Source organism: Novosphingobium sp. Chol11, assembly GCF_945870625.1.
In the GTDB taxonomy this organism is placed as follows: Bacteria; Pseudomonadota; Alphaproteobacteria; order Sphingomonadales; family Sphingomonadaceae; genus Novosphingobium.
The window spans coordinates 1-15,041 of the sequence record NZ_CAMBTS010000012.1 but is presented as its reverse complement, the minus strand read 5'-3'; the positions used below and the strand labels follow the sequence as shown (position 1 = coordinate 15,041).

15 protein-coding genes and 1 tRNA gene are annotated in these 15,041 nt (G+C 62.4%); 5 read left to right on the top strand and 11 right to left on the bottom strand.

Features of this window, described 5'->3' with window-relative positions; genetic code table 11:
- The first annotated feature begins 26 nt into the window (after positions 1–26).
- The gene (locus Q0O40_RS03675) at positions 27–884 is read left to right on the top strand and encodes an SDR family NAD(P)-dependent oxidoreductase (RefSeq protein ID WP_295526303.1); all 858 of its coding nucleotides are present in this window, start codon (positions 27–29) and stop codon (positions 882–884) included.
- Positions 885–1,095: 211 nt separating this feature from the next.
- Positions 1,096–1,680 (top strand): outer membrane beta-barrel protein, encoded by a 585-nt coding sequence (locus Q0O40_RS03670; RefSeq protein ID WP_295526300.1) that lies wholly within the window; start codon positions 1,096–1,098, stop codon positions 1,678–1,680.
- 298 nt (positions 1,681–1,978) lie between these two features.
- Here the strand turns inward: Q0O40_RS03670 and Q0O40_RS03665 are convergent, their stop codons facing one another.
- The 9 genes from Q0O40_RS03665 to aroA all read right to left on the bottom strand — a co-directional run bounded on the left by Q0O40_RS03665 (position 1,979) and on the right by aroA (position 10,186).
- Entirely contained in the window at positions 1,979–2,914 is a 936-nt protein-coding gene (locus tag Q0O40_RS03665) for a hypothetical protein (RefSeq protein WP_295526298.1), read from the bottom strand.
- A gap of 681 nt (positions 2,915–3,595) precedes the next feature.
- Entirely contained in the window at positions 3,596–5,758 is a 2,163-nt protein-coding gene (locus Q0O40_RS03660; protein ID WP_295526295.1) for a penicillin acylase family protein, read from the bottom strand.
- A 130-nt stretch (positions 5,759–5,888) separates the two neighbouring features.
- Positions 5,889–6,491, bottom strand: a complete 603-nt coding sequence (gene rplI, locus Q0O40_RS03655; protein WP_295526293.1) for a 50S ribosomal protein L9 — start codon at positions 6,489–6,491, stop codon at positions 5,889–5,891.
- 11 nt (positions 6,492–6,502) lie between these two features.
- Positions 6,503–6,727 (bottom strand): 30S ribosomal protein S18, encoded by a 225-nt coding sequence (rpsR, locus tag Q0O40_RS03650; RefSeq protein WP_295526289.1) that lies wholly within the window; start codon positions 6,725–6,727, stop codon positions 6,503–6,505.
- A 3-nt stretch (positions 6,728–6,730) separates the two neighbouring features.
- Complete coding sequence (rpsF, locus tag Q0O40_RS03645; RefSeq protein WP_295526286.1) at positions 6,731–7,093, bottom strand: 30S ribosomal protein S6; 363 nt, start codon at positions 7,091–7,093, stop codon at positions 6,731–6,733.
- Positions 7,094–7,279: 186 nt separating this feature from the next.
- Complete coding sequence (locus tag Q0O40_RS03640) at positions 7,280–7,639, bottom strand: PilZ domain-containing protein (protein ID WP_295526283.1); 360 nt, start codon at positions 7,637–7,639, stop codon at positions 7,280–7,282.
- A gap of 59 nt (positions 7,640–7,698) precedes the next feature.
- Positions 7,699–8,202 carry a GNAT family N-acetyltransferase gene (locus tag Q0O40_RS03635; protein ID WP_295526280.1) on the bottom strand — a complete coding sequence of 168 codons (504 nt, stop codon included), beginning with the start codon at positions 8,200–8,202 and terminating at the stop codon, positions 7,699–7,701.
- Positions 8,199–8,837 carry a d(CMP) kinase gene (locus tag Q0O40_RS03630; protein WP_295526278.1) on the bottom strand — a complete coding sequence of 213 codons (639 nt, stop codon included), beginning with the start codon at positions 8,835–8,837 and terminating at the stop codon, positions 8,199–8,201. The genes Q0O40_RS03635 and Q0O40_RS03630 overlap by 4 nt, the downstream gene beginning before the upstream one ends.
- Positions 8,834–10,186, bottom strand: coding sequence for a 3-phosphoshikimate 1-carboxyvinyltransferase (gene aroA, locus Q0O40_RS03625; protein WP_295526275.1), 1,353 nt, complete (start codon positions 10,184–10,186; stop codon positions 8,834–8,836). The genes Q0O40_RS03630 and aroA overlap by 4 nt, the downstream gene beginning before the upstream one ends.
- Before the next feature lie 169 nt (positions 10,187–10,355).
- On the opposite strand from aroA, the gene Q0O40_RS03620 reads away from it, so the two are divergent.
- The 3 genes from Q0O40_RS03620 (at position 10,356) to Q0O40_RS03610 (ending at position 12,265) form a co-directional block, all read left to right on the top strand.
- Positions 10,356–10,673 (top strand): FYDLN acid domain-containing protein, encoded by a 318-nt coding sequence (locus Q0O40_RS03620; protein WP_295526273.1) that lies wholly within the window; start codon positions 10,356–10,358, stop codon positions 10,671–10,673.
- Positions 10,674–10,835: 162 nt separating this feature from the next.
- Positions 10,836–10,911 (top strand) — tRNA-Ala (locus Q0O40_RS03615).
- Positions 10,912–11,239: 328 nt separating this feature from the next.
- On the top strand, positions 11,240–12,265 hold the full coding sequence (locus tag Q0O40_RS03610; protein WP_295526270.1) for a LacI family DNA-binding transcriptional regulator: 1,026 nt from the start codon (positions 11,240–11,242) through the stop codon (positions 12,263–12,265).
- A gap of 39 nt (positions 12,266–12,304) precedes the next feature.
- Here the strand turns inward: Q0O40_RS03610 and Q0O40_RS03605 are convergent, their stop codons facing one another.
- Entirely contained in the window at positions 12,305–13,849 is a 1,545-nt protein-coding gene (locus tag Q0O40_RS03605; protein ID WP_295526267.1) for a tryptophan halogenase family protein, read from the bottom strand.
- A gap of 82 nt (positions 13,850–13,931) precedes the next feature.
- Positions 13,932–14,954 carry a TonB-dependent receptor gene (locus tag Q0O40_RS03600; RefSeq protein ID WP_295526264.1) on the bottom strand — a complete coding sequence of 341 codons (1,023 nt, stop codon included), beginning with the start codon at positions 14,952–14,954 and terminating at the stop codon, positions 13,932–13,934.
- Positions 14,955–15,041 lie beyond the last annotated feature (87 nt).

Here is a 15,041-nt window from a genome sequence, read left to right as displayed (position 1 = left end):
CGAAAGCGGCGGCGATGCGGATCATCATGACAGGGGCAACCGCCGGGTTCGGCCAAGTCGCGGCGCGGCATATGGCCGAGGCAGGCGCGCAGCTAGTCGTCGGCGCGCGCGGCGCAGCCGGCCGCGCGCCCGGCTTTGCCGCCGAGATGCTTGAGCTCGATCTGGCTTCGCTGGCCTCGGTGCGCGCCTTTGCGGAAACCGTTGCCGCAGGCCCGCAAGTCGGTGCGCTGGTGTGCAATGGCGGGCTGCAATTCACCAGCCTCGAACCGACCAGCGAAGGCTTCGAGCGCACGTTTGCGGTCAATCACCTGTCGCATTATTTGTTGATCCGGCTGCTGCTTCCCGTGCTCGCGCCTGGAGCGCGGGTGATCCTGACCGGCAGCGGCACGCATGATCCTGCGGAAAAGTCCATCGTCACCCCGCCGTGCCACGCGCAGGCCGATTGGCTGGCGTTCCCAGACCGCGACCCCAACCCTGAAAAATCCCCGCGCAACGCGGGCTTTCGCGCCTATTCCTCGTCCAAACTCTGCAACATCATGACTGCGCGCGAACTGGCCGTGCGCCATCCAGAGTTCAGCACCATGGCGTTCGATCCTGGCTATGTCCCCGGCACCCGGCTGGGCCGCGACAACCCGGCGTGGATTGCGTGGGCGGCGGGCAAGATCATCCCGCTCACCATGAAGCGCGACCGCACCAGCACCGTCGCCGCCTCGGGCCGCGCCCACGCCGATCTCGCGCTCAGCGCCGCCCATGCGAGCGAGCGCGGCACTTATTGGGCAATGCGCGGCGGCAGGTGCATCGCGATGGCCCCCTCCGCCCTTGCGCAAGACGCCGCCGCCTGCGCCAAACTCTGGGACGACAGCGCCCGGCTGGCAGGGCTCTAGAGAGTCAGCCCCCGCGCCCCGGCGCAGGCCGGGCGCCAGTCCGGCCGCAGGAAGCAATCGCTGTCTTCCGGTGAGGCGTGATTTGCGTGCCAAGGGAAAGGATCATCGACGCAGGCGCGTTTACAGTCACGGTGATCATGTCGTCGCCACCAATCTTCCCGGGGAGGGAACAATGCAGCTGTGTCGTCCCAGTCTTGCCATGATCCTTTCCGTGATCATTTCGCTCGCTTGCCCAGGCGCTGCCCAGGCAGAGGGCCTGCGCGCCGAAATCCACGGCGGTTACGATCGCCTCTCGAACCAAAGCTTTTTCAGCCCGTCGGACTCGACCTTCAGGCCGGTCGAGGGCGGCGTCTACGGCTTTGGCATCGGCTATGACCAGCCGGTCGGGAAGCAGGTTTTCGTTGGTCTCGAAGCCAATGCCGATTTCAGCACGGGCTCGCGTTGTCAGGTCAATCCGCTGGTTGCTTTTGTCGCGCCGGGCATCTTTGAATCCTGCCTGCGCACCGGGCGCGATCTCAGCGCGAACGCCCGCCTCGGCGTCAATCTCGGCACCGGGCGCACGCGGCTCTATGCGCTGGCCGGATACAGCAATGTGCGGCTGACATCATCGTTCCAGATGAATCGCGGCCCGCGCACCGGGCTCAACTCGCAAAACCGCGACGGCATCCGCGCCGGCGTGGGCCTCGAACACGGCTTCGACGAGCGCTTCTACGCCAAAATCGAATATCGCTATTCAGACTACGGCAACCGCATCAACCGCAACCAGGCCCTCGCCGGGGTCGGCATCCGCTTCTGATACCCTCCCTGCGGCCCGGCGCAGGCCGGGGCCCCGGTCCGGCCAGGCAACCACCAAAGAAGAGCAGCCCCCGGCGAGCAATTGCCACAACCCTTGCAACCCAGAACCAAATCCTCCCCGGAACGGGGAGGGGGACCGCCCGCAGGGTGGTGGAGGGGGAGGCAAATGGGACGCGCGCACGAAAGGCGCTAATCGGCGCTGCGGTGACAAGACTGTTGGTTATTCGACGGAGCGCCGTTCGCACAGTCGCAGTAGTTTTGACGCTGCCGCAATAGTTCGCGCTTGGAAGCTAAGGGCGTTAGCGCGTATCGGCGTCATCAACGTAGTCTTTGATACTAATTTTGATCATATAGTGATCTGACAGGAATCGATCATGTGCTGTCAGGTCGGATGAACGTAGAACATATTGGCGGGTATACTTCAACTCGTCACGATCCATGGCAACAAAAGCGCGATCAAAAGGAGCCTCGGCGTATTGAGCGCTCCAGTATGTTGTTGCATCATTATTGTTCAGATCTCGGAAACCACGTGTCAAAAATGTTTCGATCGCAGGTTCGGCATTATTAAGAATGTTTGTATCGCCGATCATAATGATCGAGGGGTCGATGGAATCTCTCAAATCATCTATTGCGGCGCATAGCGATAAGGCTTCTTTTGCTCGGACACGTCTGTTTTTTGTGACGCCGCCGTAGTTCGACTTCATGTGAAGTGGTACCAGGGAAAAGCTTCTTTTCTCATCTAGCTCTTGCCAATTGCCATTGGCATCGCGGCGAAATACCTTGATCTCCGAAGTGAATCGCAAGACGTGAGGCTTGCGATCCCAAAGGTTATCATCACCGTCTTTGTGAGAAACGTTCAACACCTTCACATCAGAGAGTGTTAATTTGTTAGTATTCCAAATAAAACCACAAATCTGCGAAGTGTCTCCTGCATTCTTGTTCGGCAGAAGTAGATATTTCCATTTCTCATCAAGATGCTCTTCGAGCAAATAGCAAACTGTGTCGAGATCCGAATTTCGTCTCGCCCCATCAGTCGCAATCTTAATCGGTGGAGATTCTTCAAAAATACTAATTTCTTCGTCGTGGGCTGTAACGTATACTTCCTGAAGCGCCATTACATCAACACCAGACATCTCAATGTGATCGGCCAGAGCATACGCACTTTGTCGACGATCAGACCTCGAAGAGCCACTCAGATGCTCAATGTTCCAGCTCGCAATTTGGACAAAGCTCATGTTCTTTCCCTCGACGCTGCGGTGACAAAGGTAATCTGTAGAAAATTTCTGGCATATAGAATCGCCGAATAAATTGACAACTCCGTGACTAGATTTTCCGGAGATAGTACGATTCTGGTGGGAAATTTTGCTATCAGCTTATGAAACCAACAAAATATCGTACCCAGTTTGCCGACCTGCAACGAGTAACATTAGCAGGTGCAATAACCACTAAATCTCGTCCCTCTTATTCGCTTGCGCCGCCGTACCCAGCCCACCGCGCCAGATGATCGGCAGTAGCCGCAGCGCCGGGCCGGCGAGCCATCGCGGAGACAGGTACGCTATCCCCAAATCGCCGGAGTCTCACCCGCACCGCGCCCAGCGCGCATCCCCAGCCGCCGAGGCAAAAACCATTTTCCTACATGCCGCCTTCCCGGCATAGCGCGCATCGCTCTTTGAACCGTGGATACCTCGTCCCACGCCGTCTTCCCGTCCTCCGCCCGCATGGCTGCATCGCCTGCCCGCTGGGGAGGGGCGGCGCTGTGCCTTTAGGGTCTCTCCAACAGGCTGCTTTCCTTGTAGGAACGTGCGGGCAGGGCGGTTCGGCGAAAATGCCTTTAATTACAACGCGAAACGCGGCCCGCCCCGCCCCCTGAGTTTTCTCTCAGGACTGTGTCAACTATGTCAACTTAGTCTCTCGGATCAGCGCCGCCGCACCAGCTCCTGACGCGAGGTGATGTGGCCTGCCAGTTCGTCCGGGTAGAAATGCACCGGGCGCAAGTCGCCGCGCGCATAGCGGTCCACCTGGTCGGCAAAGTGCGGCGAGGCCGGGTCGCTGTTCTCTCCGCCGATGCTGATTGCGCGGGCTTTCACCCGTGGTCCGAACTCGACCACCGCGACGAAGCTGTTGCCATAGGTGCCGTAAGTGCGCTTCGTGCCCGGATAGCGCGATGCGCCGAACGCGGCGAGCGAGCCCCATTGGGCGCTGGTAAACGGGATTGGCGTGCTGGGCCTTGCATCGTTGAAGGTTTGTTTGATCGCGCTGTCGTTGCGCTGATAGCGGTTGATTTCACCCCACGGCACCTGCCAGTCGCCAAAATCGGCCTTGAGCTTTGCGGCGGCCTCGCCGAGCGCGGCGAGGCGCTGGGTGTCGCTGGCGCGGGTGGCCATCCAGTCATAGACTGGGACATTCGCCTTGGCCGCATCTTCGGCGACGTTGGCCCAGAGCGTCTCGGCCCACGTTATCGCCAGCGTGGTGGCGGTGGAGTTGAGGCTCCAGCGGCGGTCCCAGCCTTTGAGCAGCGCGACCGGCGCGTCGTGCGCCGGATCTGGCGCGGCCTCGTGCGCCGCGATCAGCGCGGGCAGCAACCGGTCGAACGCGGGCAGGGCGGGATCATAAGCCGCGCCCAGCAGCCGATCGAGCGTGAAATCGCGGCGGGCGCCGAGCACCGTCTTGGCATGGGGCGTGCGCGCGTTGGTGCCCGCCTCGTCCATGTAAGCGGGATAGTCGGCGGCGCGCGGGCTGTCTGGCCCGGCGGCATTCCACGGTGCGTCGTTGACATTGAACACCCAGCCATTGGCCGGATTGATCACATTGGGCAGGCTGGCGATGGTGTGCAGCCCTTTCCACTCCGCCTCCGGATCGCTGCCGTCGACCGGGGCCTGCCAATTGAAGCGGGGGTCGCGGATCGGCACGAACTGCGGGTGGAGATAGGCGGTATTGCCTTTGCTGTCGGCAAACAGCGTGTCGTTCGAGGAATTGGCCTGAAGCGCAGCGACTTTGAGGAAGCTGGCCAGATCGCGCGTCTTGGTGCGCAAAAAGCTCTGCTCCAGCGCCGCGATCGGCCGGTTCATCAGCGCGAAGGCGATCCACTTGCCGCCCTCTTCGCGCACGATCGGGCCGTGGTGGCTGGCATACGTCGTGAAGGTGCGGCTGGCCTGCGAACCATCGGCTTGGCGCACTTTGAGCGTGATCGCGGTTTTGCGCAGTGTGCGCACTTTGTCGCCATAACGATAGCCGGGCTTGCCATCAGGACCCGCGTCCAGCGTTTCGGCAAATTCGTCGACATTGTCGACCCCGCTGGAGGTGTGCATCCAGCCCGCGTTGGCGTTGAAGCCCTGGTAGATGAAAAATTGGCCCCAGGTCGCCGCGCCGTAGGCATTGAGGCCCTCCCGGCTGGTCACTTGCTGTTCGGCGCGGAAGAAGAAGCTGGTGTGCGGATTGATCAGCAGCAGCGCTTTGCCATCGGCGGTGTGCGACGGGGCGATGGCGATGCCGTTGGAGCCGAGCGGCTCGCGCATGATCAGCCCGCGTTCGTCAGCGGTCATCGCCACCGTGCGCTTGCCGTAAAACGCTTCGAGCTGCGAGAGCGGCACCCGCTCGATATCGCCGCCGATGCTGCCTTCGGTGAAGCTCAGGGCCATCCACGGCTCAAACCGGGTGATCACGCGCGGGCGCACTTCAGGATGGTCTGTGAGATAGGCGTTGAGCCCCGCGGCCCATGCGGTCATCAGCGCGCGCAGCCAGACCGGACTGCGCGCATAGTCCGCCTTCAGCCTGGCCGGATCGATGAACAGCCGCTGGCGCAAGTCCTGCCACAGCGCCGCTTCGCCTTCCGCCTCGGCTAGCCGGCCCAAGCTGACCAGATAGTTTTGCTCGATGCGGGGGAAATCATCCTGCGCCTGCGCATAGATCATGCCGTAAACCGCATCGGCATCGGTCGCGCCGGAGATGTGCGCGATGCCCCATTCGTCCCGCTCGATGATCACCTTGGCCGCCTGTGCCGTGGCCTTTGCCTGCGCACCATGCGGCGCGAATGCGGCCAGCAATGCGGCCAGCGCGATACCATGTTTTGCGTTCATCATTGTCCCCAAACCAATTTTGCCGATCATAGGCCCTTAAGTCCCGGGCTGACAAACGCGATCTTGCCGCACGAAAAAGGGGCGCCCGCTTGCGGACGCCCCTTTATGAACTGCGTTGACCGCGAAAAGCCGATCAGGCTTCTGCTGCGGCCTCTGGCTCTGCATCCAGCAGGTCGGCCGGGATTTCGCCCGGTTCTGCATTGGGATCATAGGCTTCGGTGAAGCCGCCTTCCTCGTTATCAAACATGGCCGACATGACATCGACGCCCTGCGATTGCAGCGCGGCTTCATCAGGCGAACGGGCCACGTTGACCTTGACCGTAACGACGACTTCGGGGTGAAGCGAAACCTTGACGGTCGAAACGCCGATCGCCTTGATCGGGCGTTCGAGCACGATCATCGACTTGTTGACCTTGGCGCCCTGTTCAACCAGCGAATCGACGATATCGCGGACCGAAACCGAACCGTAAAGCTGGCCCGAGTTCGACGAGGCGCGGATGAGGACGACCTCGCGGCCTTCCACATTGGCCGCTTCGCCGCTGGCTTCTTCGCGGCGTTTGGCGTTGTCCGCCTCGATCCGCGCACGGTTGGCTTCGAAAACCTTGCGGTTAGCGTCGTTGGCGCGTAGAGCCTTCTTGTTGGGCAACAGGAAGTTGCGGGCATAGCCATCTTTGACGTTCACAACGTCGCCAATGGTGCCGAGCTTCTCAATGCGCTCGAGCAGGATGATCTGCATGGGTGCGCTCCTTACTTCACGATGTAGGGAAGCAGGCCGATGTGCCGGGCGCGCTTGATCGCCTGGCCCAGCTCGCGCTGCTTCTTTGCCGAGACGGCGGTGATACGGCTTGGCACGATCTTGCCGCGCTCGGACATGAAGCCTTGCAGCAGGCGCACGTCTTTATAGTCGATCGCTGGCGCGCCTTTGCCCGAAAACGGGCACGACTTGCGGCGGCGGAAAAAGGGACGGGCCATGGATTATTCCCCTTCGCGTTCGCGGCGGCGGGTGCGCTCGCGGTCGTTCTTGCGCATCATGGCCGATGGGCCGGCCTCGTGCTCGTCGACACGTACGCTCAGAAAGCGGATCACGTCTTCGTTTATCGAGGTCTGGCGCTCAAGCTCGGCAATCACGCCCGGAGGGGCATCGATGTTAAGCAGAACAAAGTGCGCCTTGCGGTTTTTCTGGATCTTGTAAGCCAGCGAACGCAGACCCCACTGCTCGGCCTTGGTGACCTTGCCGTGGTTTGCTTCGACGATTTCGGTGGCTGTGGCGGCGAGCACGTCAACCTGAGCCTGGCTCAGATCCTGACGCGCCAAAAAGATATGCTCGTAAAGCGCCATGCGCTTGGCGTCCTTTGCATTCCAACCGATCGCTGGCTGATCCGCACGATTGCGGGGCCCCTCCGGCTTTCTTCGATTTCCCGCGCGGGCGCAATCATGCGCTGTCTGCGGGAGCGAGGGTAACTAGCGAGTTTGGCGGGGAATGCAAGCTTCTCTGGCGGTTTTCAGGCGGCGTGCCGCAGTTTCTCAGGCGGCGTGCCGAACCGGGCGGCTTTCCGCCTTTTGCAGGTGGCCTATGGCATAATCAGCGACCAGCGCAGCAAACACATCCTCGTGCAGCGCCCACTCGAACTCAAGCCCCGAGGTCATCGGTTCGGACCAGACGACGAACGCGGTTTTGGGGGCGAGGCTTGGCAGGAACAAAGTTACCGCTTCGCCAATCCGCAGCTTTTCAAGGCCGGTGATCATTGCGCCGCGCGGGGTCATGTCCTTAAGCATGACCGTTGACCGGATCATGCCATGCTTGCAGCGCACCGGAAGCTCGAAACCAACCCGCTTTTCGCGGCGTTTGCTGACAAATTCACTGTCGGCTGGGTTGATTTCCATCGGCCTTCTCCACCCTTGCGTTTACCACATGCAGTAGGACGGCAGCGGTCAGAAGGATTTTAGAGGGGGCTGCGCGGCATGAAACCCCGATAAACCATCGCCACATTGGCGCGCTGATAAAGCGCGCCATACGTCTGCATGATCCCAGCATCATGCGCAAAGCCGAGCTTTTCATAAAGGTGGATCGCAGCCGCGCAATCGCGGTTGGTGAGCAGGTAGAGCGGATCGGCACCGAGTTGCCCTGCGCGGGCGATCAGCGCCGCAAGCAGGAATTCGCCCGCCTTCAAGCCGCGCGCCGTCTCGGTTACGCCCATCTTTGTCAGCTCGAACGCGCTTCCGCTAGCGGGGCGCAGCGCGCCTGTACCGACAACACCAAGCCCCTCGGCCTCGACGAACAGGATCGCGCCGCCTGTATCGATGATCCTGGCGCGGGGGTTCATCAACACTTCGCGGTCAACGGGTTCGAGCACGAACATCGCCTCGATCCATTCGGCGTTGATATCGTAAAACGCGGGTGCGAGATCATCGGAAAACGCGCGGATGGTGAGGCGCGGTGTCGTCATCGGGCGGTCCCTTGCGCCGCAATCTTGCCATCGACCAGCATGATCGCAGCGGCAATCGCCTCTGCGGGGCTCAACGCCGAGGTATCGAGCAGCAGCGCATCGGCCGCCTGCCGCAGCGGCGCTGCCGTGCGCGCGGCATCGCGGGCATCGCGCGCCGCGAGATCGGCTGCGATGGCCTCGTGCGCAGCATCCTCTCCGCGCTGCAGCATTTCTGCCCAGCGTCGCTGGGCGCGCGCGGCGACGCTGGCGGTGACAAACAGCTTGGCTTCAGCCTCTGGAGCGATCACCGTGCCGATGTCGCGCCCATCGAGCACCGCGCCGCCTCGCTGCGCTGCAAAGGCGCGTTGCCTCTCGAGCAGCGCGGCGCGCACCGCGCTGTGCACCGAGACCTGGCTGGCGAGCCCGCCGCACACTTCGCTGCGCAGCGCCGGATCGGCGAGTAGACCTTCGGGAAACTGCGTCGCGGCCAGCGCATCTGCGGCGTCGTCAGGGTCGCCGCCGTGCAGCGCCACCTGGTGCCCGACCGCGCGGTAGAGCAGCCCGGTGTCAAGATGCGGCAAGCCGAAGTGCGCGGCCAGTGCTTTTGCAATCGTGCCCTTGCCCGATGCGGTCGGCCCATCGACAGCGATGATCACGCAGCGCTCATGGCGCTGGCCAGCAGCGCTTCGAACACCGGAAAGCTGGTCGCGATCGGGCGGGTATCGTCCACCGCCACGCCCTGGCGGCTGGCAAGCCCCGCCACGGCCATGCTCATGGCAATGCGGTGGTCGAGGTGGGTGGAGACTTCCGCGCCCTCGGGCGTGCCTGCCAGCGGCTCTCCGGCGGTGCCATCGATGATCAGCCCGTCCTCGGTCTCGATCACGCGCGCGCCGGCCAGCTCCAGCGCGGCGCGCATGACCGCGATGCGGTCGCTTTCCTTGACGCGCAGTTCTTCCAGCCCCGTTGTCACGGTGCGGCCTGAAGCGAGCGCGGCGGCGACAAACAGCACGGGAAATTCATCGACCATGCTAGGCACCGCGGCGGGATCGACGACAATGCCGCTCAGCGCCGAGGCGCGCACGCGCAAATCCGCGGCCGGTTCGCCGCCCACGTCGCGCCGATCGATCTCGTCGATGCTGCCGCCCATCGCGCGCAGCACATCGAACAGCGCGGCGCGGGTGGGATTGAGGCCGACATTCTCGATCACCAGATCCGACCCCGGCACGAGCAACGCAGCCACCACGAAGAAGGCGGCGGACGAAGGATCGCCGGGCACCTCGATCACTTGCGGGCGCAGTTCGGCCTCGCCAGTGAGGTGGATGGTGCGCGTGCCGTTGCTGGCAATCTCAACCTCGAGCGCGGCGCCGAAGCCGCGCAGCATCCGTTCGGAATGGTCTCTGGTCGGTATCGGTTCGATCACCGTGGTGATGCCCGGCGTGTTCAGCCCTGCGAGCAGCACCGCGCTTTTGACTTGCGCCGAGGCGACCGGCAGGGTGTAGGTGATGGGCACTGCGGGCATGATCCCGCGCAAGGTGAGCGGCAGGCGCCCCCCCGGGCTGGCGGTGAAGCTTGCGCCCATCTGCGAGAGCGGTTCGATCACCCGGCCCATCGGGCGGCCTGACAGGCTGGCATCGCCGATGAAAGTGGCGGTGATCGGATGGCTCGCGACCAGCCCCATCAGCAGCCGCGTCGAGGTGCCCGAATTGCCCATGTCGAGCGCGGTGCGCGGCTGAAGCAGCCCGCCCACGCCCACCCCGTCGATCGTCCATGTGCCATTATCGAGCCGCGCGATGGTCGCGCCCATTGCTCGCATCGCAGCGGCGGTGGAAAGCACATCCTCGCCCTCGAGCAGCCCGGTGACGTGCGTGCGGCCCACCGCGAGCGCGCCCAGCATGATCGAGCGGTGGCTGATCGATTTGTCGCCGGGAACGCGAATGCGGCCGCACAGCGGGCCGCCAGCGGCAAAGCGGCGGGGGCGCGTCGCGCCGGGATCTGAGGCATTCACGGACAAATCGGTCTTTCGGGTGCGGTTGGGATGACGCGGGCTTTTGACAGCGGGCAACGCCTATGGCAAGGCGCGCGCCGCGCTTGGTTTCCTGCGATAAAGCACCAACTAGGCAATTATCTTGGCGTCCGGGCAGTTTCCGCACCGGGCAAACATTCGAGGATACTTCATGGTCAAGCCAGAATGGGGCGCAAAACATGGCTGCCCGAAGTGTGGCACCCGTTTCTACGACATGGGCAACGACGAGCCGGTCACTTGCGTTGAGTGCAAATATGCCTGGACGCCCGATGCGGTGCTCAAGTCCAAGCAGCCGATCCCCTACGAAGAAATTCAAAAGGCCAAGGTCGAGGCGATCCCCGATGCCGATATTGCCGATGAGGATCTGGATATCGACGAGGATGCGGATATGCCAGATAACGACGTCGATCTTGGCGGCGATGATGATCTGGGCGTTCCGGGACACGACGGCGAAGACGAGGAATCCTGATCGCTGACTGCGCCGGGGGGCTTGCCCACGGCGCGGTCCAGTGATTTCCGGGCAGCATCAAAGAATGCTATTGCCAGCCGGACAGCCCTCGCATAAAGGCGCTGCTCCCGGCGGCATGCTGCCGGAGCGCGTGCCTCCCACGGCACCTGCGCCTGAGATAGTGGGGCCTTAGCTCAGCTGGGAGAGCGCCTGCATGGCATGCAGGAGGTCAGCGGTTCGATCCCGCTAGGCTCCACCACTCAAATACACCAAGAAATTGAAAAATAGTGATTTCGGGGCGGCTGGTGGTTCACGCCTTGACCTTGCGCACGCGCAGCGATCGTAGCGGGCGTTGATGGGCCGCCACCGAACCAACCAACGGCTATCTCGCGGAGCGAATTAATATAGCTTGAGCCTAGGTTTCCGGCCAGGCGATGCGCTCGCATCCGACACACAGCGTATGCCCCGGGGCTCTCCCGGTCTACCGGGCTTTGCGCGGTGCAGGCACCCGTGCCGCAAGCGATCGCGGCGCGACCAGCGGCATCCCGGGCATTGACATGTGGGTGCGAGGCGTAAACTGGTTTGCCGTGGCCAAAGTTGAAAAAAGAACGACGATTGTCGATGTCGCCCGCGATGCGGGGGTCTCCTACAAGACCGTGTCGCGCGTCCTGAACGGCGAACCGCATGTCAAACCCGATCTCCAGAAACGCGTGCTCGAAGCGGCCAAGCGGCTCAATTATCACCCAAACCTGTTGGCGCAGGGGCTGGTCAGTCGGCGGTCCTACCTGATCGGGCTGGTCTATGAAAATCCCAGCGCCAGCTATGTCGTTGAGCTGCAGAAGGGCGTGCTCGATCGCCTGTCTTCGGAGCGTTACCGCCTTGTCGTCATTCCCGTGCGATCGATCAGCGAGCATGCCGGCGAAGTCGTCGGCCTGCTGCGCTCGGCCGCGCTGGACGGCGTGGTGCTGGCACCGCCCGCCTCGGACCATCCGGTCATCCTCGAAGGGTTGCGCGCGACCGGCATGCCTTTCGCCCGGATCGCGCCGACCCGGCTGCTCGATATCGGCCCCAACAATCTGATCGACGATGTTGCCGCCGCGCGCGAAACCGCAGCCTACATCATCGGTCTCGGCCACCGGGCCATCGCGATCATCAAGGGCGACGCGACCCATCATTCGAGCGAGGCGCGGCTGATCGGCTATTCGCAGGCTTTTGCCGCGGCCAAGCTGGAACTGCGGCTCGATTGGATCGAGCAGGGCGATTTCACCTTCGATTCAGGCTATGCCGCCGCCAAGACGCTGCTTTCCGGCGCGGCGCGGCCGACCGCAATCCTGGCGCAAAATGATGACATGGCCGTCGGGGTACTGATGGCGGCGCGCGATCTAGGGCTTTCGGTGCCGGGAGATGTCTCGATCACCGGGTTCGATGATGCCGAAGTGTCGCGGATTGTTTGGCCGCGCCTGACCACGGTGCAACAGCCGGTGTTCGATATGGCGGCAAGTTCGGCCGATATGCTGCTTACCCAGCTTACTGGCGACGAGCCGATTCATGATCGGATGCATGCCCACAAGTTGATCATTCGCGAATCCGCCGGACCGCCGCCGCCCACGTGATCGCGCGTGGTCCCATGACTATCTAGATCGCAACCCGGTTTATCGCCCGATCTCGCCGCGGCGGAAGCCAAAATTGGGCCGCCTTGTCTCGCGTGGATCGAGCATCAGCGCGAGGATATCGTCATGCGACCGGGCTGCCGCCTGGTATCGCTGCATCACCTCGCGCATCTGACCGATGATCCCGCGCACATCTGCGAATGGCGCGGCATCGATCAGCGGATCATACTGCGCAGCATCGATGCCCATGCCATGGGCGACGAAGAACCAGCTGATATCGGCGAAAAGCTCGCGCCGCCGCGAGACAATCCGTCCGCTGGCCTGGAACAGATCGATCTTCTCAGCGAGCGACAGCGGCAGCTCCAGCCCGCGCATGTAGTCCCAGAACGGCTCACCGACGCGCTGGTTGGGCACATAGTGGAGCAGGATGAAGTCGCGGATATGGGCATATTCCGCCGCCGCTTCGCGGTTATAGGCCTGCGCCAGCGAAGGCTCGAAATCGCGGCGCGGGAAATAATCGATCAGCCGGTTGAGCGCGGTGTGGATCAGGTGGATGCTGTTGGATTCCAGCGGTTCGAGGAACCCGCTCGAAAGCCCGACCGCCACGCAATTGCCGATCCACATGGCCTTGCGGTGGCCGGCAGTAAAGCGCAGATGGCGCGGCTCGGCCAGCGGCGAGGCATCGAGCACTGACAGCAAGGTTGCAGTGGCGGCCGCTTCGTCGGTGAACTTGCTGCTCCAGACATAGCCGTTGCCGACCCGGTTTTGCAGCGGGATGCGCCAGCGCCAGCCAGCCTCCTGCGCGCCCGCGATCGTATAGGGCGTGCGGCCGGGTAGCGGCGCGCTGGGCACCGCCACCGCCCGGTCGCAGGGCAGCCAGTGGCTCCAATCGTCATACCCTGCCTTGAGCGATTCCTCGATCAGCAGCCCGCGAAAGCCCGAGCAATCGATGTAGAGATCAGCCTGCAATTCCTCGCCATCGTCGCAGACCACGCTGGTGATGAGCCCGTCGGCGGAAACTGTCGCCCCCTTGATGCGGCGATCAAGCCGCTGCACTCCGGCTTTCTCGGCGTGCGCGCGCAGATATTGCGCGACCAGCCCTGCGTCGAAATGCAGCGCAAAGGCGACGCCGCCGCCGGGGAAACTGCCATCGGGGGAGGGGAAGACAAACTTGCATGCTTCGGCCAAGGCGATCGAGGGGCAGAAGTCAGCGAGCGTTTCGGCATGGCCCTGCGCCTTGTTTTTCCACCAGTAATGATGAAACGGACGCTGGTTGATGGTCATCCCGAATGTGCCGAAGGGATGCCAATAGCGGTGCCCGCGGTGCAGCCAGTCGTCAAAGCGGATGGCCAGCTTGAAGGTCGCCTGACAGCGGCGAATGAAATCTACCTCGTCGATGCCACAGTTTTGCAGGAACTCGAAGATCGGTGGAATGGTGGCCTCACCCACGCCGACAGTCGGGATGTCTGACGATTCGATCAGGGTGATCTTGCAAGTTGGACCAAGCACATTCGACAGCAAGGCCGCAGCCGACCAGCCAGCGGTGCCGCCGCCAACAACCATGATCGAACGGACAGGCTCACTCATTGCTCATATCCGCAAAAATGCCGGAGCGCCTGCGCGCTCCGGCAGGGGTGGCGGCGGGGGGAGAGGGACCCGCCGCCGAGGATCAGAAATTGACCTTTGCGCCCAGATAGATCCGGCGGGCACCGGTTTCATAGCGGAAGGGCAGATCGGGGAACTGAAGGTAAGCAGATTGATCCGCCTTTGCCAGATTGATGCCCTGCACGAAGACACCCACGTTCTTGGTGATGTCATAAGAGATTTGACCGTCGAGCTGTCCGTAAGACCTGCCATAAATGCCAAGGGTCCTTGTCGTACCGCCGTCGCCAAAGCCGAAGTTGCCAAGATAGGCCTTCGAGCGCCAACTGTAAGAAAGCCGTGCGGAAACACCGCCGGTTTCGAAGTAGACTTGGCCGTTGAACGAATGCTTCGAGACACCGGGCAGCGGCAGCCCGTCGCTGAAGTCGTTCTTTGCGTCGGTCTTGGTGTCAGAGAAGGTGTAGTTGGCATTGAAACCGAGGCCGAAGTCGAAAGCGTACTGTGCCGCGATTTCGAAGCCGCGAACTCTTCCGCCGCTGCCATTGACCGGCTGCGAAACCGGGCCAAGGCGACCACCTGCCTGATCGTTCACGAACACCGCCACCGTGTCGGTCCGCACGAACGAGTCGACTTCCTTCCAGAAACCACCGACCGAAATCAAACCTTGGCGGCCGAAATAGAATTCATAGGTCACGTCGAACTGGTTGGCGCGATAGGGTTCGAGCGCCGCATTGCCGCGGCTCCCGCTGGTGAAGGTGAACAGGTCGGTGGTGGGGTTGCGGGTGAAATCGGTGGCAAACCCGCGGCCAAGGTCAAACAGGTTCTGACGGGCAACGACACGCGCGGCAGAAAAACGCACCTTCTGTCCTTCACCGACATTGGCGACAGCGTTGATGCTTGGCAGGAAGTCGGTGTAGTTGCGGACAGTGGTTGTCGTGGCGAAATCGCGCAGGACCCCGTTCCAGCTGTCGGTGCCGAAATAGGTCGGGTTTGCGGTTCCCTGGTTCTGATCAACCGAGAGCCGCGTGTTGACGATGCGAAGGCCCACATTGACGTGATAGGGATCATCCTTGCCGCCCAGATCAGCCATGACTGTTCCCCGTCAGCACCAATGGCACAGATTTGAGGTTGTGATTTAAGGAGTGTTGGGGCTTCGTCGTAGTGACGAAGGAACGAA

Excerpts from the sequence above, each read along its gene's own strand:
- Q0O40_RS03675 (WP_295526303.1), top strand. The coding sequence starts at position 27 with ATGACAGGGGCAACCGCCGGGTTCGGCCAAGTCGCGGCGCGGCATATG.
- Q0O40_RS03665 (WP_295526298.1), bottom strand. The coding sequence starts at position 2,914 with ATGAGCTTTGTCCAAATTGCGAGCTGGAACATTGAGCATCTGAGTGGC.
- Q0O40_RS03660 (WP_295526295.1), bottom strand. The coding sequence starts at position 5,758 with ATGATGAACGCAAAACATGGTATCGCGCTGGCCGCATTGCTGGCCGCA.
- rplI (WP_295526293.1), bottom strand. The coding sequence starts at position 6,491 with ATGCAGATCATCCTGCTCGAGCGCATTGAGAAGCTCGGCACCATTGGC.
- rpsR (WP_295526289.1), bottom strand. The coding sequence starts at position 6,727 with ATGGCCCGTCCCTTTTTCCGCCGCCGCAAGTCGTGCCCGTTTTCGGGC.
- rpsF (WP_295526286.1), bottom strand. The coding sequence starts at position 7,093 with ATGGCGCTTTACGAGCATATCTTTTTGGCGCGTCAGGATCTGAGCCAG.
- Q0O40_RS03640 (WP_295526283.1), bottom strand. The coding sequence starts at position 7,639 with ATGGAAATCAACCCAGCCGACAGTGAATTTGTCAGCAAACGCCGCGAA.
- Q0O40_RS03635 (WP_295526280.1), bottom strand. The coding sequence starts at position 8,202 with ATGACGACACCGCGCCTCACCATCCGCGCGTTTTCCGATGATCTCGCA.
- Q0O40_RS03620 (WP_295526273.1), top strand. The coding sequence starts at position 10,356 with ATGGTCAAGCCAGAATGGGGCGCAAAACATGGCTGCCCGAAGTGTGGC.
- Q0O40_RS03605 (WP_295526267.1), bottom strand. The coding sequence starts at position 13,849 with ATGAGTGAGCCTGTCCGTTCGATCATGGTTGTTGGCGGCGGCACCGCT.
- Q0O40_RS03600 (WP_295526264.1), bottom strand. The coding sequence starts at position 14,954 with ATGGCTGATCTGGGCGGCAAGGATGATCCCTATCACGTCAATGTGGGC.